A 24,303-nucleotide genomic window follows, 5' to 3' on the forward strand; every position below is an offset into this window, starting at 1 on the left:
CAAGCCAAGGCACGTAGGCGGGGGCAATTGTCAACACGCCCTAAGCCAACCTATGCCAAAAAGAGAAGATTATCCATAAACTAATGTTTCGGAGTGAGTGGAAGAAATCGCTTTTTCCAACGCGTCCAATTTTTTCCCACTGTTAGTTTGGCTGAAAAAGGTATAATTGCCAGTAGTTGCTTTGTTAATCAAAATAGCGGCGAGATAACCGATTCCAAGCAAGAATACCCCTAAAGTAACATTAGCTAACAGGTACTTCCATTCTTCGCGATGTTGATTTAGCGTTTCCTTCGAGTTTTCAATATGCCGTTTGGCATTTATTTTGAATGAGTTTAAGGCACTTTTTTCATCGGACTCATTATTGTCGATATAATTTTTTATCTCTAAACGAAGTTTTGTTGCGAGTGTTTTTGCCGCTGTTGATGCTTCTGTTTCCCTTCTTTCCTCCAATTCTTTGGCCTTTTGTTCAATTTGCTGTATTTGCAAATAAATAGGAGACACTCTTTCCATTCGCGCAAAGTAAATTCCCTTTTTCTGTTGTAAAGCTTGCTGATAGCGTTTTTCAGCCTCTTTACTTTGAGCAATTATAGATTCTAATTGATTTGTATTTAATTGTTGTTGTTTAATTTCTTTTTGTAGACGATCAATTTCCTCTTGCAGATGTTTTTGGGCTAATTGCATTTCCTCATTTTGTTTGAGTGAAGAATCTTTCTTAATGAGTTCTTCTCTCAATTTTCTAATGGTTTGTTCTTTTTCACTTGAGGATTGATGCAATTGTTCCAATTGAACATTTAATTCGGTCAATTTTTTCTTAAGATCTTCAACTGTATTCTTATTATGTAAATTTTCCTTGCTCAAACTTTGATTTTGTTTTCCAAGCTCTTGATTTGCAGATACAAGTTCCTGAATTTTTATTTTCAATTCTTCCAATTGTCTTTTTTGATCTTCTATAATCTCTTGAAGAGCAATAATTTGTTTGGATTGCTGGCTTATCAAAGAGGAGCCTTTTTCTTTTTCCTGAATTACCTCTCCAAGTTGCTGTAATTGCAATTTTAAATTGCTTACTTGCTCCCTAAGTGAAGCCACAGTTCGTTTTGCTGAATCTTTACCTTTCTCACTTTGCTCAACTCGTTTTTCTTTTTCTTGTAATTGCTTCTCAAATTCTCTAATTTGTAATTGTTTCTCTTCAAGTTGCTCGCTAAGAGAATGGACTTGTTTTGTTAATTTAAGTTGATTTTCCTCGGTTTTTCGAGTTAATTCATGCATCTCTTTTCGAAGCGATTCAAGAGCAGAATCAGCCAATGATTTTTCTTTAGTGATTCTTTCAATGGTTTCTTCCTGGTGTGTGTTGCTTTTCTTTTGTTTTTGTAACTCCTCTTTCAAGCCTTCTACAAGTAATGTTTGCTCTTGAATTTGTTTTCTTAAAGATTTTAACTGCAATTCTAATGTTTCTTGTTTTTGCAGTTCTAGTTTAAGCTGATTAAGCTCTGAGGTTAGAGATTCAATAGCAGATTTATCCAGAGATTTTTCATGCTGACTTTGTTTGATGGTTTTTTTCAGAGATAGATTTTCCTTTTCTTTCTCTGCTAATTGCTCTTCTAACAGTTGTACTTGTAATTGTTTTTCTTCGAGCGTTTTATGAAGAGAACTTTCTTTTTTTGCTAATTCATGCAGTTCTTTTCGCAGCAATTCAAGGGAAGAATCGGCCAATGATTTTTCTTTGGTAATTCTTTGAATGGTTTCTTCCTGGTGCGTGTTGGTTTTCTTTTGCGTTTGCAGCTCCTCTCCTAATCGCTTGGATAGAGTCGTTTGTTCATGTATTTTCTCTTTGAGTTCTTTTAATTGGAACTGTAATTTTTCTTGCTCTTGCAGTTGTAATTTAAGCTGACCCAGTTCTAAATTCAGAGAGCGAATAATGGATTGGGCGGAAGATTTCTCATGTTCGCTTTGCTCAGCCATTTTCTCCAGTAACTGATATTTTTCTTTTATTTGGATTAAAGTCGCTTCTAGCTCCTCAAATTCAATCGTTTGCTTTTTAATTTTTGATTGAAGAGAAATTACTATCTTTTGCAGCTCATCAATTTGTCCAGCAGTTTTTTTACCAGAAATCTGTAATAATTGATGCCATTCACGGATTTTAGCTATTTTACCGGCGGGCTCATCCGTGCGGCCTTTAAATACACCACTTTCAAAAGCAGAGTTAATACGTTTCCAAAATTTTTTATTACTGAGAATTCTTTCAATTAAAGGCGACGGTTTAGGGCTATTTAGTTCTTCCAGACAAATCGTTGCAAGTTGATATCCATTCATTTTAGCTAATGCTTTTTCATCAATGGGATAAAAAAACTCACTTTCCTTATTAGGCAAGGGCTCTGCAAAAGAAGGTGCTTTTAATGATTCTTTTACATCAGCTTCCGCCAGTTGAAAAGCAATGAATTGTTCTTTCAATGCTTTTAAATTCTCTGTAACTGCCTCATCTATTCCGAATGCTTGAGCCTGTTTGATTATTTTTAGCGTATTAATAATTCCATTACCTAAAGTCAGTAAGGTTTGGATTTTAACCCAGGCAGAGTCTTTATGTTCCTTGCAATAGAGTTGGCATGGTCCTTCAAAAGCAGCAAAACGAGATAAGTTGAAAGTATTAGGGTCTACTGTAAATAGGCGGCGCAATACAATGCTTTCTTTGTAGTAAGGAACAAAGGCATGTCCGTGAATCGCTTCACCACCACTATTATCGTAGGGGGTAAATAGATTATGGGTGCTGTCTATTCTTTCTCTTGCCCAGACATTATTGGCTTCACACGTGAGGGCTAGTTCATCAACGTAAAGATTAAATTGTTTGACTAATTCCAGTAAGTTAATTGGAGTACTATCAAACGAAAATTTTTCAATGTCTGAAGTTTTTAAGATATCTGCCCATTGATTTATGGTTTCTGAAAAAGAGGTTGAGGAAGTCATAAGAAGCGTCAAGGGTTTTAATTCCATAATACTCTGATACAGCGCTTCTGGATTGCTCAACGGGGACATATCTTTAAGGACAGCAATTTTTCCTAAACGATTTTCTAATAATGTGGCCATGGCAATGGCAAAATCTTTGCAATTACCCTCTGGGCCAAATGTCGCCTCTTTAAATGAATCCATACACATGTATGCGGCAAGTTGGATTTTGGTTTTTTCTTCTATCAGATCAGCTGGAATATTTTTGAGTGCGCTGGTTATTATTTCAACAAGCAATTTAGGATTGAGTTTGGATTGCAATTGTCGGGCTTTTTCAGCCATCGCAGGGAAGAGTCCATTGATCTTCTTATAGTTGAGGAAATAATCTTTAGTTAGTGATTTATAATTAAACCAACCTCTGTTTTCATAAGCATAAAGGAGATTGTCATTATTGTTAGGATGAGCGAAATAACGGAAGGCGTCTCCCCAATCTATTCGGCCAAATTGTTTGCACTTTTCTTTTTCCTCTCCGTTGAGTACAACGATGTTGCCACTATGTACACTATGGGCTCCAAACAATAAAGAAAACATAAGGGCCATAGAAAGGCCAAAATATTTATTTTGTTTCGTAATACCAGCGTAATAACCTGGTCCAAAGAAGGTTTCTTTTATTGTATTACGATCTTTGCCATCACCAGAGCTCGTTCCAATGACTTTATGTAATTCATCAAATGAAACCAGTGGTTGGATCAGGCCATAGGACTTGTCTTCAAATTGAATGACATCCGCGCAAATCAATGATGGAAAATAGCTTTCATCAATCAATCCTCGCTTCATGAATTCTTTTAATAACAAGCCGGCAAATAATTCCGTGAATAGTTCACGAGGGTCGCCTGGTTTTTTTATAAAAAATTTCCCGCCATCATTGTCTTTGTAAAAACCATCGACGTCGCTTTTATTTTTACCCCCCGTTTTTTCTTTAAATAGAACTATTTCTTTACCTTGATAAATTAACATAATCACCCTGACCTAAAACAACACTTTGTGCCATTATAGCCACCAAGTATTAACTAAACCTTAAGAATTCATCTGCAAATTTCTTTCTGCTTTGGCCGGTATTGCTCACTGATTCTTGCTTTAACAGTTGTTTTTTTACGCTTCATTAGACAATAAAGACCAACAGAGCTTAAATAGGGGAACCCAAAGAGAAATATTATGTGCTTTATCGTCCCAGCCAGGGCGATATCAGAAACTAATCCCATTACAAAAATAAATTGAAACGAACGATTTTTTATAAAATCTGTAATAAATGGTTGGAACATTTTTAATCCATTAACTCAAATGATAGGGGCGGGAACTAGTTACATACCCATTTGTTCTCAGCAAAAATGGAATACACTTCATTATCCCCAATGACAATGTGATCCAGTAACCGGGCATCTACCAAGTCCAGAGCATCTCGAATGCGTTCTGTAATGGCTAGATCTTGCTGGCTTGCATCAGACAAGCCCGAGGGATGATTATGTGCCAGAATTAAAGCAGCAGCATTTAATTGCAGTACACGTTCTACAATAGGTCTGGGATGGACTGTTGCTGTGTTGATGGTCCCTGAAAATAATTCTTCATAAGCAATGATTCGGTGTTGATTATCCAGAAAGAGTGCGGAAAAGGTTTCATTTTTATAGTCTCGCAATCGTTTTTTTAAAAAAGCATAAGTTTGTTGCGTGTTAGTTAACTGTATTTCTTTTTGCAGATGAATAAAATCACTACGATGACATATTTCTTTCGCAGCCTGAAGTTGCGCATAGCGAACTTCTCCTAATCCCTGGATTGATTTAAAACTTTGCAGATCAGTATTGAGGATATTACGTAAATTTCCCAAGTGTTTAGTAAGCTCATAAGCTAATTGCAAGCAAGATTTTTTACTGTTACCAGAACTGATAAAAACGGCTAAGAGTTCGATATCAGAGAGGCTTTGCACTCCATTAGTAAGTAGTTTTTCGCGCAAGTCAAGTTGTTGCGCTGTTTGGGCAAACATCATTTTGTATTCCTTTTATATTCCTTTATTGCGAAGTTTGTGCTTTGATCGGGATTATTCTTATCAAAAATGGCGAGCCATGCAAGATTTTATCAATAAAAAAATTCTACTTGGTGTTTGTGGCGGCATTGCTGCTTATAAATCTGCTCATCTGGTTAGAGAATTAACTCGTTTGGGAGCTGATGTGAGGGTTGTCATGACTCATTCAGCACAACAGTTCATTAACCCTTTATTGATGCAGGCATTATCTGGCAATGAAGTGAGGATTGATTTATTCGATACTCAAGCTGAACGAGCTATGGGACATATTGAATTGGCCAGATGGGCGGATTATTTGCTCATTGCTCCTGCATCCGCCAATTGTCTTGCCAAAATGGCTCAAGGTCTTGCTGATGATTTGCTTTCAACATTATATCTTGTTGCTGAAACGCCAGTTATTGTTTGCCCTGCCATGAACAGAAGCATGTGGGCACATCCAGCAACCAAGGCAAACTGTGAATTATTAAAAGAACGGGGTGTGTTTTTTGTCGGGCCTGAGGAAGGCTCTCAGGCTTGCGGGGAACATGGACTGGGAAGAGTCAGTGAGGCAGATCAAATTGTGAGTACCTTGCGCTTACTGGATGTGAACCAATTATTGCATGGCAAACGAATTGTGATTACTGCAGGCCCTACCCGCGAGTCGATTGATCCAGTTCGTTATTTAAGCAATTACAGCTCAGGAAAGATGGGGTTTGCAATGGCAGAAGCCGCTGTTATGGCAGGGGCACAAGTGACATTAATTAGTGGTCCTTGTCATTTACAAACGTTTTCGGATATCGAGCTAATAAGGGTCGAGTCGGCGCAATCTATGTTAGAAGAGGTGAACAGGCATTTACAACAAGGGGATTTATTTATTGGAACAGCAGCGGTATCGGATTATAGAGTGTTGAATCCTTCTTCGGAAAAAATGAAAAAAAATGAGAATTCTGAATTAACTCTCAAGCTTGTTAGAAATACCGATATTCTTTCTGAAGTGGCTAACAGTGGTAAAGCTTCCTTTGTTGTTGGGTTTGCAGCTGAAACAACGGATGTCGTTTCCTATGCAAAAGAAAAAATGAAAAATAAAAAACTGGATATGATCGTCGCCAATCAGGTAGGTAAGGGAATGGGGTTCGATAGTGATGTAAATCAAGTAACAGTGATTACAAAAAAGAAACAAATAGAGCTGCCATTAACCCATAAAACACGCCTGGCAGGCCAAATTATTGCAATCCTTGCTGCAAGTCTGCAAAATTAGGCGCAATAAAACGATTGAGAATTATTATGCATCAAGTTATTCAGTTAAAAATTCTGGATTCAAGGATAAGTGATACCATTCCATTGCCTGCCTATGCCACTGATGGGTCTGCTGGTCTGGATTTAAGGGTCTGTATCTCAGAGCCTATGCAAGTAGCGCCTCAGCAAACAGTATTGCTGCCTACCGGCATTTCTATTTATATTGCCGATCCAAAGTTGGCAGCAGTGATTTTGCCAAGATCTGGTTTAGGCCATAAAAATGGTATTGTTTTAGGAAATCTTGTAGGACTGATTGACTCGGACTATCAGGGAGAATTAAAAATTTCTTGTTGGAACAGGAGCCAGGAACATTTTACTGTTAATCCCGGTGATCGGATTGCTCAATTAGTTTTTATTCCTGTTGTGCAGGCTTCTTTTGAAGTAGTCAATCAATTTACAGAAAGCTCCAGAGGGGAAGGTGGTTTCGGCAGCTCTGGGAGATATTAAATGAGCCATCAACAAAAGCAAATCCCTCGTTCGGTCTTTCGCGCCTATGACATCAGGGGAATTATAGGTAAAGAATTGGATGAGGATTCTTTTTATAGCATTGGCTTAGCCATTGCGTGTTATTTACAAAAATTAAATCGTCGACAAATATTTGTAGCTCGTGATGGACGTCTGACCAGTTACGCATTGACTATGGCCTTGAAAAAAGGTTTGCTAGATAGCGGAATAGATATCCTTGATCTTGGTGCTGTGGCTACGCCTGTCATGTATTATGCTACCCATACTCAAGGGATTGATTCTGGATTGATGGTTACCGGAAGTCATAATCCTGCTGATTATAATGGTATCAAGTTAGTATTAGCCGGAAAAACACTAATTCAAGATGAAATAGATACACTTTATTCTTTGCTTGGTGAAGTTAAACAGGCAGCTGTTCGTGGCAAAGAAACGACTTTTGATGTGATCGAAGACTACATTCAGCGCATCGTAAGCGATATTCAATTGAAACGCCCTTTAAAAGTAGTTGTTGATTGCGGAAATGGTGTGGCGGGCCCAATTATTCCCAAAGTGATTGCGAAATTAGGTTGTGAAGTCATTCCCCTGTATTGTGAAGTCGATGGTCGATTTCCCAATCACCACCCTGACCCTTCAATAGAAGCCAATTTGCTTGATTTAAAAGCGGCTGTGGCAAATCATCAAGCTGATATTGGTTTGGGCTTTGATGGAGATGCCGACAGACTTGGCTTGGTGACTGATAAAGGTGAAGTGATTTGGCCTGATCGCTTAATGATGTTTTACTCAAGAGAGATTTTAAGTCGTAATCCAGGTGCTACTGTTGTGTTTGACGTGAAGTGTTCCAGTCATTTGGAGAAAGAAATCAAGGCTGCAGGCGGAGTTGCCAGAATGTGTCCAACTGGCCATTCGATTGTGAAAACTGTGATGAAAAAAGAACAAGCCATCTTGGCTGGCGAGATGAGTGGGCATCTGTTTTTTAAAGATCGCTGGTATGGATTTGACGATGCTTTATATAGCGCATGTCGATTGTTAGAGATTATCAGTTCTTCCCATTTGACTGTCAGTGAACAATTTGAGTTGATCCCTAATAGTGTCAATACTCCTGAAATAAAAATAGCGATTACTGATGAAGAAAAATTTGATTTTATTCAGCGTTTTAGTGAGCAGGCTGATTTCCCTGAGGGCAGGATTTTGAATATTGATGGTTTGCGTGTTGAATTTCCAAATGGGTGGGGATTGTTACGCGCATCAAACACAACTCCCTGCTTGGTTGCGCGTTTTGAGGCTACAGATAAAGATCATCTGGAGCAAATTCAATATTTGTTTAAGAAACAAATTCAGCGCCTGGACTCTGAGTTGGATTTGCCATTTTAGTGTTTAGGAATATGAAAAATTCAATATAGTGTTATCCTTGTCAGAGTTTGCCAGATTTGGACAGAACTTACGAAAAAGCTCAGGTTAAGGTTCATTTTTTAACAAAGAGATTAGGGGGTTCGTAAGTTCAGTTGGAAACAAAACAAGAGGTTGATTTCTTAATGCAATACAGCATGACTTCCAGCACTTGTTTGTTTTGGGTGCGGCCTGGTATTTTCTCCTGTTTTATAAGATGAAATTGGTATTTATTGATTAAACTCTCTATGTATTCGGGGTGGTGGCTAAATCGGGCGCTGCTTTCCAGTTTCCATGGAATTGTTGTGCTGATTTCGGTTGTGAAAATAAAATACCCTTCTTGCTTCAGATGTTGATTAATGTAATTAAAAATATCATCCAGATTACCGAAATAGGGTAGCACATCTGCAGCGACTGCTAAATCGTAATCGTTTTTATCTTCTCTTAGAAAATTGATTAATTCCGAGCATACCAAAAGATCATAAATGTTTTTTTCTTTTGCTCGAGCTATCATTTTTTCTGCTATATCTACTCCGGTTAAGTGTTTGCTTATTTCACGGAGCACAATACCTGTCAATCCGGTACCACAGCCCAAGTCCAAAGAACGACTGGTTTGCAGAAGTTGAAGTTGATGGATGAGACGGCCAATGTGATGTGGAATCTTATAGTGTAATTCGCCTTGCATGTGTTGATCGTAATACAAGGCATAATTATTAAATAAATTTTGGGCATATTTTTCTGTCGTATTAACGTTCATTGCGCCTGTAATAGCATTTAACATATGTTTGCTGACCACATCATTGGGGTTGATTGCCAGAGCACGCTCAAGATATTCACGAGCGGTCTCACGCATCTCCATTTTTAAATAAATAGCGGCCAGATTATTCAAAGATGGGGTGTGATCACTTTGTAATGTTAAAATCTGATCGAACAAAAGGGTGGCTTCATTGAGATGACCCAACGCCATTTGAGCGACTCCGGAATTATATAAATACTCCAGATTATTTGGTTCTTTTTTAAGTAAAACATCATAATGCATGAGCGCATTTTCAAATCGGTCATGATGCATGAAGGTAGCTGCTAAATTATTGCGTGCATCAATGTCTTCATTATCCAAAGCCAATGCTTTAGTGAAATAATCAACAGCTAATTGGTTTTGCTCTCTTTTCAAAGCGATCACGCCCAGGTTAATTAGGGATTGGACATGTTCATGATCTTGCTCTAACACTTTATGAAATGCCTGCTCTGCTTCCGCAAGTAGATTGTCTTCCAAATGCAAGATACCTAAATAAAATTGAGCTTCTCTGTGCTGGGGATTTAGAGCTATCACATTATTAAATTGTGTTTTGGCAGCAGACAATTGTTGATTTTTGAGAAGTAACAAACCTAAATTAAAGTGAGCCGCACTAAAGTCAGGTTCTGTATTCACTGCAATCACATAATGATGCAAGGCTTTCTGGTAATTGTTAAGCAGTGCGTAGGTGGCTGCCAGATTATTATGAGCCTGAGCATACTCTGGCTTAATCTCAATGGCTTGTTGGTAGTATTTAATGGCCTCATCTAATTGACCTGCCTTTTTATAAGCGTTAGCGAGATTATTGAGTATACCAACGTCACTGGGATTCATTGTTCTGGCTTGTAAAAAATACAAAATGGCATTTTCCATATCACCCAGTTGCGCATAGGTTAATCCCAGGAAATGCAGAGTTTCCGTATGTTTTGGCGATTGGGCAAGTATTTGTTCATATAAGCTAATGGCTTGAGGTAATTGGCCTTCGTATTGAAGCTTATAGGCTTGTGCAAAAAGAGTATCTACTTCACTGTTCATATCAATCTGGAAGAAGGGCGCGTAATTGGTTTAAGGCTTTTGCGCGATGACTAATCCTATTTTTAATTTTAGCAGGTAATTCAGCGGCTGTGCATCGATATTCGTTGAGATAAAATATTGGGTCATACCCAAAGCCATTTGTTCCGGAAGGTTTCACGCTAATAACGCCATGGAATACGCCTGTTGCAATTAGTGGTGTTGGATCTTTGGCATGTTGGATCAGGGCTATTGCGCAATAAAAATAGGCCTGCCTTTGTTCTTGGGATAAATCGGCCATTTTCCTTAATAATTGTTGAATATTGTTTTCATCATTTGCCTTTATTCCAGCATAGCGTGCTGAATAGATGCCTGGCTCTCCATTTAAAGATGGGACTACAAGACCTGAGTCGTCGGCTAAGGCTGGTTTATTGGCTAAGGCACTGGCATGACGAGCTTTGAGAATGGCATTCTCTATAAAACTTAATCCTGTTTCTTCCGCATCGGATATACCCAAGTCGGCTTGGGGTATACATATTGTGGGTGCAAGTAATTGTTCAAATTCTTTTATTTTTCCAAGGTTACTGGTTGCCAAAATAATTTCTTTCATTCTTATTCCATGCTATTAATTCAGTATTCATAAAAAGGATAATTATGCATGAGAATTTTGGAAAAAAATATCAAGAAAACTCCCTGGTATTTAAAACCGTTCTTCTGGAATCAGAAAAGAAAATACGGCCAAGTACTCGAACCGGCTTTGATTTGGGCAAGAATTCCCAGGTTATTTTTGGCAGTTGCTGCTATGTATGGTGTAATAGACAGAAAAAAATCACCACTTTCCCCAATATTACGCTCTCTCGTCACTGTCCGGGTTTCTCAAATTAATTGGTGTCCATTTTGTATTGATATTAATTCAGCAACTTTAATTAAAAGGGCTGGAAGTGAAGCACAGTATAAACAACTGGCGAAATGGAGGAGTTCCTCATTATTTTCACCAGAAGAAAAAGCGGCATTGGATTATGCTGAAAAAGTAACTTATTCTGATCAATGTCCTGATGATGAGTGTTTCAATCAATTGAAATTGTATTATTCTGAACAGGAAATCATTGAATTGACAGCACTGATTGCATTTCAGAATATGTCCAGTAAATTTAATAGTGCCCTTGGCGTTGAAGCACAAGGATTTTGTTCGAGACAACTGACTGGCAAAAGCTGAATCGTCCTGCCAGTCAGTACTTTCAATTACATAGAGATGCTTTTACCTATTGTATTGTCGTTGACTCGATCATGTCTTAGTTGTTGTTCATCTGTAATAAGATCAACTACCGTGTTAAAATCCTGAGCCTCATCTTCAGTAATTTCTATTGAATCAGCTGGTTGCAGGTAATGTAATTTACGTAAATCATCCTGAATTTCTTTAATACCTTTTTGAGGGTGTTTTTCGATATAAGCATTCGATCTGGCAATATAGTCATTGACAAAGCCTTGATACACCGATTGCCCATCCAACATTTCCAGTTCGCATAAATCGGCAAAGTGAGCATTGACTCTTCCAAATTTATCTACTCCAAATTTGGAAGCCAGGCGTTCTTTAGCGCTTTCTTTGACTCGAACATAATGTTTCCTATCCAACTCATCGCGATCCTCTCGATACTCTTCTGGACAAGTATCGGTAATGGGAGCCCTTTTTTGAGATTTGGTTTGCCCAGTTTGTATTTCATGATGATATTTGCTGACTTTACCTGATAATGTTGACGATTCTAGCGTTTGATCTCCCAAGTGTTGAATATGACATTGGTAAGGATCGGCATGTTTATATTTTTTTCCTGGGGTAACATGCCAGCCAGTAAATTCTAACAATCTTTTAACAATGCTTTTTAATATGTTAGGTAGCCATGGTGATTGGGTAATCATATCGCAAACGGCTGCTTTAAATGACTTGAAAACATTGTTCATGATTGCGCGAACTTTGATGTCTGCCTGTTCTTCTAATTGTTTTTTTACCTCTAATGCAATGCTTGCTCCGTAGCAATCACCCTGTAAAATAATATCATCGGGGTGCACGCCTTGTTTAATCAAAGAAGATACCACAGAAATACCGGCATTGATTAAGTCATTTGCCTCTCTCACCTTTCCTGAACTAAGCCCTGTTCCTGGAAAATTGAAAGCATGTACTGTTGCTCCAGTTTCTTTGCAAGCGGTGCTGATATCACGAAAACAGGCTTGGTAATAAGTATTTGCTCCGGGAAAATAGACAATGTGTTTTCCGGTGCCGGGCTTTTTAGGTTCATGAGACTCTGGTTGGCATTTCATGACTTCTAACTGACAGGATTCACCAGAAACCAGCTTTGTTTTCACTTTCTTCAGACTTAAATCCAGGCCTTGAAACTCTTTATAATAGTGTGATTTTTTATCGGTTTTTTGTTTTTCAACGAAATCTCTAAAAGGAGCTTCGTCATCAACTTCGCCCTTTTTTCCGTAGCCTTTGTTTTTATACCAATCACCGGCCCCTGCTGGAAAAAGGGAATTAGCTACAAATTGTTGTAAACGACTATGAAAAAAACTGTCTTTTGTAATAGTTTTGGCCATTTAATTCCCCAGTGTGATCAAAATAAAGTCAGTGCATTTTTAAACCTAGCATAAATTTAGCAGAAAAAACTTAAGAGAGTATTAATAAAGTACATTTGGATTTGCTAAAAACCAAAAACATTAATAATACTATAATTTTTTTTAGAATTCCTAATTTATTTGTTAAGACAGTTTGGATTTTATTTATTCAATTGTTAATGTTTCTTAGCAAATTTCATATTTATGGGTTAAAATAAAGGGACTTTTATAAAAGTTGACGCATTCATGCCTTTTGCACATCTCTTGTTAGCTCTATTGGTTGTTTTCGTTTGGGGAATTAATTTTATTTTCGTCAAGATTAGTCTTGAAGAATTTTCTCCACTGCTACTATGCGCGGTAAGATTTCTTTTAGCCAGTGTCCCTGCTGTATTTTTTATCAAACCCCCTGCTGTGCCTTTTAAGATTATTGCTGGTTATGGGTTAATCATGTTTGCCTTGCAATTTGCATTGCTTTTTATTGGTTTGCGAGTGGGTATGACTCCAGGAGTGGCTTCTTTACTCATGCAAGTGCAAGTCTTTTTCAGTATGTTTTTTGCAATAATATTTTTAGGAGAACAACCTCAAGTCGGCCAGATAATAGGGGCTTTGATTTCATTCATAGGCATTGGTGTAGTGGCCTTACATTTCGACCACAATGTGTCTTTAATGGGATTTTTATGTATTCTTGCTGCAGCGGCTTCCTGGGGCATTGGAAATCTCATTACGAAAAAAATTCATTCTGTCAATCTGATTGCTGTGATTGTCTGGAGTAGTTTTGTTGCCTGTTTGCCCATGTTTATACTTTCTTTAGTTTTTGAAGGACCCGCAAGCTTTGTAACAACCTATGAACATATGACCTGGAAAGGTATTTTTTCTGTACTTTATATTGTTTATATTTCAACCTGGGTCGGTTATGGGGTATGGAATTGGTTGATAAGCCGTTATCCTGTTGGCATGGTAGTACCTTTCACTTTATTGGTTCCAGTTGTGGGTATTTTGAGTTCTGTCCTTATTTTGCGAGAGCCATTTTATCTTTGGAAGCTTGTTGCCGGATTGCTGGTGATTAGTGGGCTTTGTATTAATTTATTGACTACTCGTCTGTTTGTTGCAAAAACGCAACAACCTGAGACAGCCTAGTTATTCCGAACTGATTGTATATATCCTTAATATTGATTTACCAGATAATTATACAAAAAGGATAGGGGTAATAATATATTCAGGACTTACGAAAAACCCCAATCTCTTTGTTAAAAAATGTTTTTAATTCGGTCATTTAGTGTATCTAAACTCCCTCATTAACAACATTTTTTGCCTTGACCTTAGGGTTTTTCGTAAGTCCTGATATTATAACTTTTTTGGGAATTAGAAGTTTTTAATGAGTGATCTGAAAAATATATTCTTGTGTGCTGACGATTTTGGCCTTAATGAGGGTATCACTCAAGGTATTTTAAAAGTGGCTCGTTTACAGCGCCTATCCGCAGTAAGTTGTATTGTCAATGCCAGTTCTTTTGAGGCTCATGCCAAGGATCTATTGGCGTTGAAAAATGAAGTTCGCATAGGCTTGCATTTTAATCTCACAGAAGGTTATTTTCTGTCTCTTCCCGACAAGCTTTGTTTTGGTTTGAAAGAATTACTCATCAGAGCGCATTTGGGGCTCTTGAATTCAAGATTAATCTCTGATGAATTGAATGCTCAATTGGGCCATTTCACAAACGTCATGGGACAGTTGCCAGATTTTATTGATGGTCATCAACATATCCATCAATTTCCTACCATTAGACAAATTATTATTGGTATTTATGAGCAGCGATTAAAGGGAAAGAACATTTTTATTCGTTCCACTTACCCTTCTGTTAATATGTCACGATATCAAGCAAAATCAAAAATTCTGGGAATAACTGGTGGTAAAATTTTAAGTAGCCAGTTAAAGAAAACAAATATCCCTCATAATCCTTGTTTTGCGGGAGTTTATGATTTCTCTGACCGAACGAACTACAGATCCTTATTCCGGCAATGGTTAAACAACGTTCCGACAAATACCTTAATTATGTGTCATCCTGGTGAAGGCGATTGGGGTAGTGACGTTATTGCAGTGGCCCGAATCAGAGAGCTAAATTATTTTCTGAGCGATGGATTTATACAAGATTGTGAGGAATATCAAGTCTATTTAACGACAGACTCAAATAAATTAATCAATGGGATAATTTAATCACGATGGTCATCAAAACTGGACTCTTCATCGATAATGTAGTGAGGTCTGTGTTTCACTTCATCAAAAACGCGTCCTATGTATTCTCCAACTACACCGATAGCAAATAATTGCAATCCGCCAAAAAAGCTGATTGCAGTGACTATTGTTGCCCAGCCAGGGGTTTCAATGCCAAAGATTAGTGTGCTTAATACAATCCAGGCGGCATAAATAAGGGCCAGGGCGGCTACCCCCATCCCTCCCAGGGAAATCATTCTTAGAGGAAAAGCAGTAAACGATGTTATGCCAGTAATTGCCAAATCCAGTAAAGAATAAAAACTCCATTGTGAACTACCCGATTTACGAGGGCGCACATTAAATGGCACGGCTATTTGTTTAAAACCGACCCAGCTGTATAAGCCCTTCATGAAGCGATTACGTTCGGGAAGTGTTTGTAGTGCATCGACAATTTTTCTATCGAGCAATCTAAAATCACCTGCATTTGCCGGGATATTAATACGGTTTATTTTGGAAGTGAGATGATAAAAAATTTTAGCACAAACTCGTTTTAGCCATGATTCGTCAGAACGATTTTGTCTCACGGCATAAACCATGTCATAACCGTCTTCCCATTTGGCGATAAATTCGCTTAATAATTCAAGCGGGTGTTGGAAATCACTATCCAATAAGATCACAGCATCTCCGCGCGCATGATCCAATCCTGCGCTGAGCGCTTTTTCCTTGCCGAAATTTCTACTGAAACGAATGCAACGAAGAGAATACTCTTTTCTTAATGTTTGAATGATTGCGAAAGTATTATCCTGACTTCCATCATCGATCAGCAGGATCTCATAAGGATAAGTGATGCTCTTAAGAGTTTTATCCAATGCAGCGATGAATTCAGCGATAAGTACTTCCTCATTAAAAACAGGAACAACGCAAGAGATGAGTTTTTCATGTTTTGCAGTGTTAGGCATAACGTGTATTAATGCACCAGATATAAAGATAGATAGCTTCATATGTTAACCTACTCTGTGAAGCTGAGTCCATCGACGATTATAAAAACAGTGAAAGTATTGGTATATTATTCACAGTCTTTAACAATAATAATGATTCCATACTAAATGAACGATTCAGGTTGGTTTTTGATTTCAACTGCTCTTTTGCTTGGCATGCGTCATGGTTTTGATTTGGATCATCTGGCAACGATCGATGCGATAACTCGCACAGTTCGTTATAAACCTTCTTTATCGCGCATGGTTGGCTTTTTGTTTTCACTAGGCCATGGTTTGGTAGTTATTATTGTGAGTTTGATCATTGGCGGGGGTATTATTTCAGCGAGTACTCCTGAATGGTTAAATGAAGTGGGAAATATTGTATCAGTTACCTGTTTATTGCTATTTGGGTTTTTAACTTTATGGAATACGCTTCATTATTCATCTTCTGCCATCATACCAACCAACTTAAGGAGTTATTTATTCAGGAAGCTTGCTGATAACAATGTACATCCTCTTATGATTCTTCTAATTGGTGCGTTGTTTGCCTTATCTTTTGATACGATTAGTCAAATTGTATTGTTTTCACTTGCAGCTAGTGCTTTATCAGGTTTTCTATTTTCCGGGTTATTAGGTTTTGTTTTTATGCTGGGAATGATGATGTCGGATGGATTAAATGGATTTTTTGTAGCAAGCTTGATTCGGCGTGCTGATGGGTTCTCATTACTTTTCTCAAGATTAGTAGGATTTGGCATTGCTTTTTTTAGCATAGGTATTGCTATAATCAATTGCTGCAAATTGCTTTAAACAGGCTAAAAATGCATGAATTATGGTTATGTAAGCGTATTGTCGAGATTATCAAGCAACAAGCCACTGGCAATCAATGTCGAAAGGTAAAGAAAATAGTGCTGGAAATAGGGCAGCTAGTAGCAGTCGATAAGCACGCATTGAATTTTAGCTTTAAAGTGATAACTCAAGGGACGATTGCTCAAAATGCAGAATTATTGATTGTAGAAATCCCAGGTGAAGCAATATGCAATTCTTGTCAACAAATTGTACCGATGAAACAGTATTATGATGAGTGCCTGATTTGCGGCAATCATTCCTTAACACTGACAAAAGGTGAAGAATTAAAAGTGAAATCAATGGTGGTGGAATAATGTGCGGGATATGCGGATGTTCAGTAGAAAAAGGTCAAACCATGGATAATGAGCACCATGCTACTCACCATGAGCATTCTGTTCCCCATGAACATTCAGTTGATATCGAACAGAATATTTTAGCGCAAAACAATGAATTTGCTGCTCATAACAGGGATTACTTCCTTAAGCATAAAATTTTGGCCTTGAATCTGATGTCAAGCCCGGGATCCGGGAAGACAACATTACTGTCCAAAACCATTTCTGATCTTGGCAAAGAAATTGATATTACAGTCATAGTTGGTGATCAACAAACAAATTGTGATGCCGAAATGCTAAAATCCCGTGGAGGGGATGCCTGGCAAATCAATACTGGAAAAGTATGCCATTTGGATGCCCATATGGTCAGTCATGCCATACAAGATATTTCCCTAAAAAAGCAATCGCTTTTATTTATCGAAAATGTGGGTAATCTCGTTTGCCCGGCTTCATTTCATCTGGGCGAGCAATTCAGAATAGTGATTCTTTCTGTGACGGAAGGGGAGAATAAACCGCTCAAATACCCTGATATGTTTCATTCCGCAGATTTGCTCCTGATAACCAAAGCAGATTTATTACCCCATGTGAATTTTGATTTGGATTTATGTAAGGAATATGTACGCCGCACGAATCCATCCATAGAGATTATTACCCTGTCAGCGGTTAATGGTGTTGGATTGAAGGATTGGTACGATTGGTTGTTGCATTCTTTTAGGTTGAATGTCCAGGCTTCTTCATAGAAAAAGTGGTAGCCCATGGAATTGGAACGGGTACAAATTAGCATTCAAGGACTAGTGCAAGGGGTTGGTTTTAGACCGTGCGTTTATAAGCTTGCCAAACAAATGGAATTAACTGGCTTTGTACAAAATAATCCATCAGGTGTTTTGATAGAAATTCAAGGCCAATATTTATCTCAATTTATTCCGAAATTAAGAGAACAATTACCGCCTCTTGCAACAATTCATAACGTGGAGTTCATTTCACTTCCAGTTATTTCCAATGAAACAATATTTGAAATTCTTGATAGCCAGCAAGGTAAAGCAAATACTGCCATCACTCCGGATGTTTGCATTTGTTCTGAATGCCTCAGCGAATTATTTGACCCTCAAAGCAGATACTATCGTTATCCTTTCTTAAATTGTACTCACTGTGGTCCAAGGTTCACAATTACCAGAAATCTGCCTTATGATCGTTGTCAAACATCGATGAACCAGTTTCCTCTTTGTCAATGGTGTCAATCTGATTATTTAAATCCTGATAATCGTCGCTATCACGCGCAACCTACAGCCTGTAGTCAATGTGGCCCGCAACTCGCACTATCAGTCGACAAGTTGGCTCAAAGAATTCAGGAGGGGGAAATTATTGCTTTAAAGGGTTTGGGAGGGTATCAATTAATTTGTGATGCTCGAAATGAGGATGCTATTTCACAATTGCGGTTAAGAAAAAACCGTGAGGCCAAACCGTTTGCTTTAATGGTAGCCAATGTAAAAAGTGCCGAAGAAATTGCCGAGGTAAGTTGTCAGGCCAGATTGGTATTGGAAAGCAGAGAAAGGCCGATTGTTTTGCTAAGGAAAAAGGGAACGTTTTTACCGGATGGGATTGCTCCTGGCTTAAATCATTTGGGTATCATGCTGCCTTCCACTCCATTACATTATTTGCTCTTTAATTCGTTCCTTGGCAACCCGGATTATTGCCAATGGCTGGATGCGTACCATTCCATGGTATTAGTAGTGACCAGTGCGAATATTGGCGGTGAACCGCTCATTATTGATGATAAAAAGGCTGAGCAAGGTTTAATTTCAATAGCCGATAAAATTATTTCCCATGATCGAGAAATTATTACCCGAGCGGATGATTCCGTAGTTCATATGGTTAATAAAGCTCCTCTATTAGTACGTCGGGCACGCGGATATGTGCCTGTTCCTCTAAAGTTACCTTATGAAATCCCTCCTACGTTGGCCTTGGGAGGGCATCTTAAAAATACCTTTTGTATTACTCGTGGCGAAGAAGCGTTTGTTTCACAACATATTGGCAGTTTAAATAATAAAGCGACGATTGAGTATTTTCATGAGTCGTTGAATCATTTGTTAAAATTTCTTGCAGTCAGACCAGAAAGAATCGCCTGTGATTGGCACCCTGACTTTTATACAAGCAGATTGGCACAGGGGTTTGGTTTACCTTTTTATGGAGTTCAGCATCATCATGCCCATTTGGCCTCTGTTGCAGCAGAATATGGCATTCAGGAGCCTGTATTAGGATTGGTTCTGGATGGCTATGGGTTTGGTTCTGATGGCGAAGCTTGGGGGGGCGAATTATTATTACTGGAGAAAGCGGAATTTAAGCGCGTTGGACATTTTTTCCCTATTCCTCAGCCCGGAGGGGAAATTGCTGCAAGGGAACCTTGGCGTATGGCTGCTGGCATTTTGCATACTTTGGGAAGGGGGGATGAGATTTCACAACGGTTTAAAGAGCAACCCCAATCGCCATTTTTACTGCAATTATTAGAAAAAAAGATTCATTGTCCGCTGACTACCAGTTGTGGGCGACTGTTTGATGCGGTCAGCGCTCTTTTAGGGGTTGAGTTCCTGTCTGGTTTTGAAGGTCATGCGGCCATGAGGTTGGAAAGCATGGTGACTCATCCACAAGTCTTAAACAAAGGCTGGGTGATAAACGACAATGTGTTTGACATGCGACCTACTTTACAGTTTTTAGCAAACACGACAGAGCAACAATTGGGGGCCAATCTGTTTCATGGTACGTTAATAGCAGGTCTTAGCGAGTGGGTGACAGGAATTTGTCGAGAAAAAGAGATGCGCATGATACTATTGAGTGGCGGTTGTTTTTCGAACCAAATTCTTGCGGAAGGTTTAGTTAATTCATTAATTAAATCAGGGATTAAACCCCTGCTACCCCAATTGCTTCCACCAAATGATGGGGGGATTGCATTAGGTCAAGCATGGATTGTTGGAATAAAAGAATAAGGGTGGCTTATGTGCTTAGCGTTGCCAGCGCAAATTGATCAGGTTTTGGAAGATAACAAGGCAATCGTTAATTTGGGTGGGATCAGCAAGGAAATTTCCACCGTTCTTTTGGATCAAGTTTCTAAAGGGGAATACGTTATCATACATGCAGGATTCGCCTTAACAAAACTGGACGAAAGCGAGGCGAACAAAACACTGAGTTTGTTTGCACAGATGCTAAAGGATGGCTTGAAGTGAAATACATAGAAGAGTTTCGTAACGGTGCTTACGCACAAGCCATTGTCAATGAAATTATTGCGACAGCAGATCCGCAAAGACATTATCAATTTATGGAGTTTTGCGGTGGCCACACGCATGCAATTCATCGTTATGGGATTCCAAGTTTGCTTCCAAATAATGTTGAAATGATTCATGGCCCCGGTTGCCCTGTTTGCGTTTTGCCTATTGCGAGAATTGATAAGGCTATTGCGCTGGCCTCAATGCCGCAAGTGATACTGTGCAGCTATGCTGATATGCTGCGAGTTCCGGGTACTGGACAAAAAAGTTTGTTAACTGCCAAAGCAGGTGGCGCTGATGTCAGGATGATATATTCTGCGAATGATGCATTAAAAATCGCTCAGGAAAACCCTGATAAAGACGTTGTATTTTTTGCTATAGGCTTTGAAACAACAACCCCTCCTACTGCTTTTGTCATCAAACAAGCGAAAAAATTAAACATCACCAATTTCAGTGTATTTTGTAACCATGTATTAACTCCTATTGCGATGGAAAGCTTGCTGCAGACCAATGAAGTTGCCCTGGATGGGTTTATCGGCCCAGCTCATGTCAGTATCGTGATAGGAAGCTATCCTTATGAGCATGTGTGTAAAAAATACCAAAAACCGATAGTGATATCAGGGTTTGAACCCTTGGATGTGTTGCATTCTATTCTCATGTTAATTCAACAATTGAATGAGGGGCGGTGTGAAGTGGAAATTCAATACACTCGTGCGGTAAATCGTATGGGTAATCTTTTGTCGCAACAAATCATGGCTGAAGTCCTGGAAATACGGGATCGTTTTGAATGGCGTGGTTTGGGTTTTATTCCATCCAGCGCGTTAAAAATCAAAGAGTCTTTTTCTGAATTTGATGCCGAGCAGCGTTTTGAATTACCTGATAGTGCAGCACAGGAACATAAGCAGTGTCTTTGTGGAGAGGTATTAAGAGGAGTAAAAAAGCCAACTGATTGTAAATTGTTTGCCAAGGCTTGCCTGCCAGAAAATCCTTTAGGCTCCTGTATGGTTTCATCGGAAGGAGCTTGCGCTGCTGTTTATGCTTATGGACGGGTTAATGCTTTATGAGTGAAATCCTGATAACTAAAAAATTAACTGGGCCAAAAATGAATTTTAAAGAAGGTACTATCAATTTGACCCATGGCAGTGGGGGCCGTGCTATGGCTCAGCTAATCGAACAATTATTTTTAACAGCGTTTGATAACGAGTGGTTGGCACAGAAAAATGATCAGGCTTGCTTTATTGTTCCTTCAGGACGTATGGTCATTGCAACCGATGCTCATGTTATTTCCCCCCTTTTTTTTCCTGGCGGGGACATTGGTTCTTTGTCAGTGCATGGAACGGTTAATGATGTGGCTATGTCAGGGGCAAAACCTTTGTATTTGACAGCCAGCTTTATTCTTGAGGAAGGGTTTCCGCTTAACGATTTGCGAAAAATCGTTTATTCCATGGCCGATGCAGCCAGGGAAGCAGCTGTTGCTATCATTGCCGGCGATACAAAAGTTGTGGAGCGAGGAAAAGGCGATGGCATTTTTATTACGACAACCGGAGTAGGTATTGTCCCTGCGGGAATTCATATTTCAGGTGATGGAGCAAAACCGGGTGACAAAATCATTGTGAGTGGTTTTATAGGGGACCATGGGGTGGCTATTATGGCGCATCGCAATAACCTAGAATTTCAGACCAGAGTGCAGTCTGATACAGTTTCCTTGCATGAGCTTGTAGATGTGATGGTGAAAGCAGTCCCGGAGCTTCATTGCTTACGTGACCCTACGCGTGGCGGGCTTGCAACAACACTGAATGAATTGGCCTTGCAATCCAAAGTCGGGTTTGTCATTGATGAAAGTAAAATTCCGATTCGTACCGAGGTTGCCAGCGCATGCGAATTATTAGGTCTTGATCCTCTTTATGTTGCTAATGAAGGAAAATTAATTGCGATTTGTCCTTCTGAAAAGGCAGAGAGGTTATTAACCGCTATGAAAGCACACCCCTTGGGTTTACATGCTGAAATCATTGGCGAAGTGATTGAAGATCATCGCTGTTTTGTTCAGCTGAAAACAAAATTGGGCGGGTTACGAATTGTGGATTGGCTGGCCGGAGAGCAATTACCCAGAATCTGTTAATTAAGTACTAATGGTTGACATGAAAGGATGGCGAGGATGAATGACAAGACAGCCAGTTTTTTGCCTTATGATAAATTGCAACATTTAATTGATTCTTTGCAAAATGCTGGATATTCCTGTGTGGGGCCTCAGGTGCGTGATGGTGCGATTGTTTATGATGTCCTGAGCAGAGCTGAACAATTACCCTGGGGTATGCGTGACCATCAGGAACCAGGCGGGTATCGATTGGAACAGATTCCGGAACGCAAAGCCTTTGCCTTTGCCAATGGCCCTCAGGGAATAAAGCCTCTATTGTTCAAGCCACAGGAAACGGTTTGGAGGGTTGAGCGTGATGAACAAGGAAAATTGTGCTTTAAACCACATCAACCTGATGAACTGCCTGTTGCCATTATCGGTTCTCGCTCTTGTGATTTAGCGGCGATGAGCATTCAAGACAAAGTTTTTATAGAAAGCAATAATCCTGATCCTCGTTATAAAAGAAGACGCGAGCAATTATTTGTTGTTGCCGTGAATTGTACCTATTCTTCTGCAAATTGTTTTTGTGTTTCTGCCGGAACCGGTCCTGCAGTGAACAATTCGTTTGATATTCTTATGACGGAAATTGACGATGGGTTTGTGCTGGAAACAGGTAGTGATAGAGGCAAAGAGATTATTAATCAACTGGATTTACATGATGCAAAAAGCGCGCAATGTGTCGATGCTCAAAACAATGTGAAACAAGCCGCTGCCTTGCAAACCAAGAGGATTCCTTTGGATAATAAAAGGGATTTGCGAGATTTGCTGTTTTCGAATTTAAATCATCCTCGTTGGGATGACGTGGCCGAACGGTGTTTATCCTGTGGTAATTGTACTTTGGTATGCCCAACCTGTTTTTGTCATAGTGAAGTTGAAAAGCCAGGCTTGGATGGTTGTACCAGTGAACACCATAGAGAGTGGGACTCTTGTTTTACGACAGGTCATACTTATCTCAATGGGAAAATTATTCGTGATGACACAAAAAAACAATACAGGCAATGGCTAACTCACAAGGTTGGAAGCTGGTTTGATCAATTTGATACCAGCGGTTGTGTTGGATGTGGACGTTGTGTAACCTGGTGTCCTGTGGGAATTGATATAACTGAAGAGTTGGCAGCGATTTCGGGCGAGTCTAATGTAAGGAAAATAGAAAGTGAATAAAGTAGTCTATGATCCTTATTTGCCAAAAGAAGTTGAAATTATTCAGCGTACGCAGGAGTCGTCTTCAATTTTTACCCTGCATTTGCGTTTTACTGATGAAGAACATCATAAGCAATTTCAATTTTATCCTGGTCAATTCAATATGCTGTACCTTTATGGGGTAGGTGAAGTGGCTATTTCAATTGTCTCGGATCCCAGAAAGAAAACTTTCCTGAGTCACACCATCCGGGCTGTGGGGCGGGTAACCAAAGCCATGCAAAAACTGCAGGTTGGTGATCGTCTTGGAATACGAGGTCCTTTTGGAGTAGGCTGGCCACTACAAAAAACGATAGGTAAAGACATTATTGTTCTAACCGGGGGATTGGGTTGTGCTCCATCTGTTTCTATTATCAATTATATTTTAGGAAGACGACGTCATTACGGTAAGCTCAGTATTTTGCAGGGAGTAAAACACAGCGAGGATTTTATTTTTAGAAAGCAGTATGCTAAATGGCAAAAATCAGATCATACTGAAGTTTATATAGCCGCAGATCAAGCTGGTCCTAAATGGCCTTGGGGTGTTGGTTATGTGACTGACTTGATTGACCACATCATTATACAACCAGATAAGTCGGTAGTGATGATGTGTGGGCCTGAAATGATGATGAATACAGCCGTTAAAGTGTTTACCCAAAAGGGGATTCTTGAAAACGACATCTACCTTAGTATGGAGAGAAACATGGAATGTGGAATTGGTCATTGTGGTCATTGTCAATATGGTGGTTTATTCGTATGCAAAGATGGCCCTGTCTTTGCTTATTCTCAGATTAAAGAGTTATTCAAAGAACCTGGATTTTAAA

General features: G+C 39.1%; 21 protein-coding genes. 15 read left to right on the plus strand and 6 right to left on the minus strand.

Annotation, left to right across the window (positions count from 1 at the left end; genetic code table 11):
• Window positions 1-69: 69 nt before the first annotated feature.
• Together lepB and radC are read right to left on the minus strand one after the other, a co-directional pair.
• Window positions 70-3,954: a Dot/Icm T4SS GTPase-activating effector LepB gene (gene lepB / locus CC34_RS0106670; RefSeq protein ID WP_028379297.1), complete on the minus strand. Its 3,885-nt coding sequence runs from the start codon at window positions 3,952-3,954 to the stop codon at window positions 70-72.
• Window positions 3,955-4,294: 340 nt separating this feature from the next.
• The gene (radC, locus tag CC34_RS0106680) at window positions 4,295-4,978 is read right to left on the minus strand and encodes a RadC family protein (protein WP_028379298.1); all 684 of its coding nucleotides are present in this window, start codon (window positions 4,976-4,978) and stop codon (window positions 4,295-4,297) included.
• 76 nt (window positions 4,979-5,054) lie between these two features.
• Between radC and coaBC the strand changes: the two genes are divergently transcribed.
• Genes coaBC through CC34_RS0106695 form a run of 3 tightly spaced genes read left to right on the plus strand, consistent with a single transcriptional unit; the run spans window position 5,055 to window position 8,125 of the window.
• Entirely contained in the window at window positions 5,055-6,251 is a 1,197-nt protein-coding gene (coaBC, locus tag CC34_RS0106685; protein ID WP_028378421.1) for a bifunctional phosphopantothenoylcysteine decarboxylase/phosphopantothenate--cysteine ligase CoaBC, read from the plus strand.
• Window positions 6,252-6,277: 26 nt separating this feature from the next.
• Window positions 6,278-6,736: a dUTP diphosphatase gene (dut, locus tag CC34_RS0106690; protein ID WP_028378422.1), complete on the plus strand. Its 459-nt coding sequence runs from the start codon at window positions 6,278-6,280 to the stop codon at window positions 6,734-6,736.
• Entirely contained in the window at window positions 6,737-8,125 is a 1,389-nt protein-coding gene (locus tag CC34_RS0106695) for a phosphomannomutase/phosphoglucomutase (protein WP_028378423.1), read from the plus strand.
• Window positions 8,126-8,252: 127 nt separating this feature from the next.
• Here the strand turns inward: CC34_RS0106695 and CC34_RS0106700 are convergent, their stop codons facing one another.
• Together CC34_RS0106700 and rdgB are read right to left on the minus strand one after the other, a co-directional pair.
• Window positions 8,253-9,968 carry a tetratricopeptide repeat protein gene (locus CC34_RS0106700; protein ID WP_027227514.1) on the minus strand — a complete coding sequence of 572 codons (1,716 nt, stop codon included), beginning with the start codon at window positions 9,966-9,968 and terminating at the stop codon, window positions 8,253-8,255.
• A 1-nt stretch (window position 9,969) separates the two neighbouring features.
• Entirely contained in the window at window positions 9,970-10,554 is a 585-nt protein-coding gene (rdgB, locus tag CC34_RS0106705) for an RdgB/HAM1 family non-canonical purine NTP pyrophosphatase (protein WP_028378424.1), read from the minus strand.
• Between the two features lie 48 nt (window positions 10,555-10,602).
• Between rdgB and CC34_RS0106710 the strand changes: the two genes are divergently transcribed.
• Window positions 10,603-11,160: a carboxymuconolactone decarboxylase family protein gene (locus CC34_RS0106710; protein ID WP_028378425.1), complete on the plus strand. Its 558-nt coding sequence runs from the start codon at window positions 10,603-10,605 to the stop codon at window positions 11,158-11,160.
• Window positions 11,161-11,186: 26 nt separating this feature from the next.
• Here the strand turns inward: CC34_RS0106710 and sdbB are convergent, their stop codons facing one another.
• The gene (gene sdbB, locus CC34_RS0106715) at window positions 11,187-12,533 is read right to left on the minus strand and encodes a Dot/Icm T4SS effector SdbB (RefSeq protein WP_028378426.1); all 1,347 of its coding nucleotides are present in this window, start codon (window positions 12,531-12,533) and stop codon (window positions 11,187-11,189) included.
• Between the two features lie 264 nt (window positions 12,534-12,797).
• Between sdbB and CC34_RS0106720 the strand changes: the two genes are divergently transcribed.
• Both CC34_RS0106720 and CC34_RS0106725 read left to right on the plus strand, forming a co-directional pair.
• The gene (locus CC34_RS0106720; RefSeq protein WP_028378427.1) at window positions 12,798-13,688 is read left to right on the plus strand and encodes an EamA family transporter; all 891 of its coding nucleotides are present in this window, start codon (window positions 12,798-12,800) and stop codon (window positions 13,686-13,688) included.
• Between the two features lie 238 nt (window positions 13,689-13,926).
• Window positions 13,927-14,760: a ChbG/HpnK family deacetylase gene (locus CC34_RS0106725; RefSeq protein WP_028378428.1), complete on the plus strand. Its 834-nt coding sequence runs from the start codon at window positions 13,927-13,929 to the stop codon at window positions 14,758-14,760.
• Here CC34_RS0106725 and CC34_RS0106730 read toward each other — a convergent pair.
• Window positions 14,757-15,716 (minus strand): glycosyltransferase family 2 protein, encoded by a 960-nt coding sequence (locus CC34_RS0106730; protein WP_028378429.1) that lies wholly within the window; start codon window positions 15,714-15,716, stop codon window positions 14,757-14,759. The two genes, CC34_RS0106725 and CC34_RS0106730, sit on opposite strands and share 4 nt — an antisense overlap.
• A gap of 147 nt (window positions 15,717-15,863) precedes the next feature.
• Between CC34_RS0106730 and CC34_RS0106735 the strand changes: the two genes are divergently transcribed.
• From CC34_RS0106735 to CC34_RS0106775, 9 genes are read left to right on the plus strand one after another with little or no spacing between them, the layout of a single operon-like run.
• Entirely contained in the window at window positions 15,864-16,541 is a 678-nt protein-coding gene (locus tag CC34_RS0106735; RefSeq protein ID WP_028378430.1) for a HoxN/HupN/NixA family nickel/cobalt transporter, read from the plus strand.
• An 11-nt stretch (window positions 16,542-16,552) separates the two neighbouring features.
• Window positions 16,553-16,894: a hydrogenase maturation nickel metallochaperone HypA gene (gene hypA / locus CC34_RS0106740; protein ID WP_027227506.1), complete on the plus strand. Its 342-nt coding sequence runs from the start codon at window positions 16,553-16,555 to the stop codon at window positions 16,892-16,894.
• Window positions 16,894-17,652 carry a hydrogenase nickel incorporation protein HypB gene (hypB, locus tag CC34_RS01000000116210; RefSeq protein ID WP_050598201.1) on the plus strand — a complete coding sequence of 253 codons (759 nt, stop codon included), beginning with the start codon at window positions 16,894-16,896 and terminating at the stop codon, window positions 17,650-17,652. The genes hypA and hypB overlap by 1 nt, the downstream gene beginning before the upstream one ends.
• A gap of 15 nt (window positions 17,653-17,667) precedes the next feature.
• Window positions 17,668-19,893 carry a carbamoyltransferase HypF gene (gene hypF, locus CC34_RS0106750; protein ID WP_028378431.1) on the plus strand — a complete coding sequence of 742 codons (2,226 nt, stop codon included), beginning with the start codon at window positions 17,668-17,670 and terminating at the stop codon, window positions 19,891-19,893.
• A gap of 9 nt (window positions 19,894-19,902) precedes the next feature.
• On the plus strand, window positions 19,903-20,130 hold the full coding sequence (locus CC34_RS0106755; protein WP_028378432.1) for a HypC/HybG/HupF family hydrogenase formation chaperone: 228 nt from the start codon (window positions 19,903-19,905) through the stop codon (window positions 20,128-20,130).
• Window positions 20,127-21,233: a hydrogenase formation protein HypD gene (gene hypD, locus CC34_RS0106760; protein ID WP_027227503.1), complete on the plus strand. Its 1,107-nt coding sequence runs from the start codon at window positions 20,127-20,129 to the stop codon at window positions 21,231-21,233. Before CC34_RS0106755 ends, hypD begins: the two co-directional genes overlap by 4 nt.
• Window positions 21,230-22,288 (plus strand): hydrogenase expression/formation protein HypE, encoded by a 1,059-nt coding sequence (gene hypE / locus CC34_RS0106765; RefSeq protein WP_027227502.1) that lies wholly within the window; start codon window positions 21,230-21,232, stop codon window positions 22,286-22,288. Before hypD ends, hypE begins: the two co-directional genes overlap by 4 nt.
• A 36-nt stretch (window positions 22,289-22,324) precedes the next feature.
• Window positions 22,325-23,464: a 4Fe-4S dicluster domain-containing protein gene (locus CC34_RS0106770; protein WP_027227501.1), complete on the plus strand. Its 1,140-nt coding sequence runs from the start codon at window positions 22,325-22,327 to the stop codon at window positions 23,462-23,464.
• Entirely contained in the window at window positions 23,457-24,302 is an 846-nt protein-coding gene (locus CC34_RS0106775) for an FAD/NAD(P)-binding protein (protein ID WP_027227500.1), read from the plus strand. Before CC34_RS0106770 ends, CC34_RS0106775 begins: the two co-directional genes overlap by 8 nt.
• Window position 24,303 lies beyond the last annotated feature (1 nt).

Origin of the sequence: Legionella pneumophila subsp. fraseri, assembly GCF_000586315.1 — a bacterium.
In the GTDB taxonomy this organism is placed as follows: Bacteria; Pseudomonadota; Gammaproteobacteria; order Legionellales; family Legionellaceae; genus Legionella; species Legionella pneumophila_B.

Bases quoted from the DNA above. Each gene is read 5' to 3' on its own strand.
- CC34_RS0106700 (WP_027227514.1), bottom strand. From the start codon at position 9,968: ATGAACAGTGAAGTAGATACTCTTTTTGCACAAGCCTATAAGCTTCAA.
- lepB (WP_028379297.1), bottom strand. From the start codon at position 3,954: ATGTTAATTTATCAAGGTAAAGAAATAGTTCTATTTAAAGAAAAAACG.
- CC34_RS0106720 (WP_028378427.1), top strand. From the start codon at position 12,798: ATGCCTTTTGCACATCTCTTGTTAGCTCTATTGGTTGTTTTCGTTTGG.
- CC34_RS0106735 (WP_028378430.1), top strand. From the start codon at position 15,864: ATGAACGATTCAGGTTGGTTTTTGATTTCAACTGCTCTTTTGCTTGGC.
- sdbB (WP_028378426.1), bottom strand. From the start codon at position 12,533: ATGGCCAAAACTATTACAAAAGACAGTTTTTTTCATAGTCGTTTACAA.
- dut (WP_028378422.1), top strand. From the start codon at position 6,278: ATGCATCAAGTTATTCAGTTAAAAATTCTGGATTCAAGGATAAGTGAT.
- CC34_RS0106770 (WP_027227501.1), top strand. From the start codon at position 22,325: ATGAATGACAAGACAGCCAGTTTTTTGCCTTATGATAAATTGCAACAT.
- hypA (WP_027227506.1), top strand. From the start codon at position 16,553: ATGCATGAATTATGGTTATGTAAGCGTATTGTCGAGATTATCAAGCAA.
- CC34_RS0106725 (WP_028378428.1), top strand. From the start codon at position 13,927: ATGAGTGATCTGAAAAATATATTCTTGTGTGCTGACGATTTTGGCCTT.
- hypB (WP_050598201.1), top strand. From the start codon at position 16,894: ATGTGCGGGATATGCGGATGTTCAGTAGAAAAAGGTCAAACCATGGAT.
- CC34_RS0106755 (WP_028378432.1), top strand. From the start codon at position 19,903: ATGTGCTTAGCGTTGCCAGCGCAAATTGATCAGGTTTTGGAAGATAAC.
- CC34_RS0106695 (WP_028378423.1), top strand. From the start codon at position 6,737: ATGAGCCATCAACAAAAGCAAATCCCTCGTTCGGTCTTTCGCGCCTAT.
- rdgB (WP_028378424.1), bottom strand. From the start codon at position 10,554: ATGAAAGAAATTATTTTGGCAACCAGTAACCTTGGAAAAATAAAAGAA.
- CC34_RS0106710 (WP_028378425.1), top strand. From the start codon at position 10,603: ATGAGAATTTTGGAAAAAAATATCAAGAAAACTCCCTGGTATTTAAAA.
- hypF (WP_028378431.1), top strand. From the start codon at position 17,668: ATGGAATTGGAACGGGTACAAATTAGCATTCAAGGACTAGTGCAAGGG.
- radC (WP_028379298.1), bottom strand. From the start codon at position 4,978: ATGATGTTTGCCCAAACAGCGCAACAACTTGACTTGCGCGAAAAACTA.
- hypE (WP_027227502.1), top strand. From the start codon at position 21,230: ATGAGTGAAATCCTGATAACTAAAAAATTAACTGGGCCAAAAATGAAT.
- CC34_RS0106730 (WP_028378429.1), bottom strand. From the start codon at position 15,716: ATGCCTAACACTGCAAAACATGAAAAACTCATCTCTTGCGTTGTTCCT.
- coaBC (WP_028378421.1), top strand. From the start codon at position 5,055: ATGCAAGATTTTATCAATAAAAAAATTCTACTTGGTGTTTGTGGCGGC.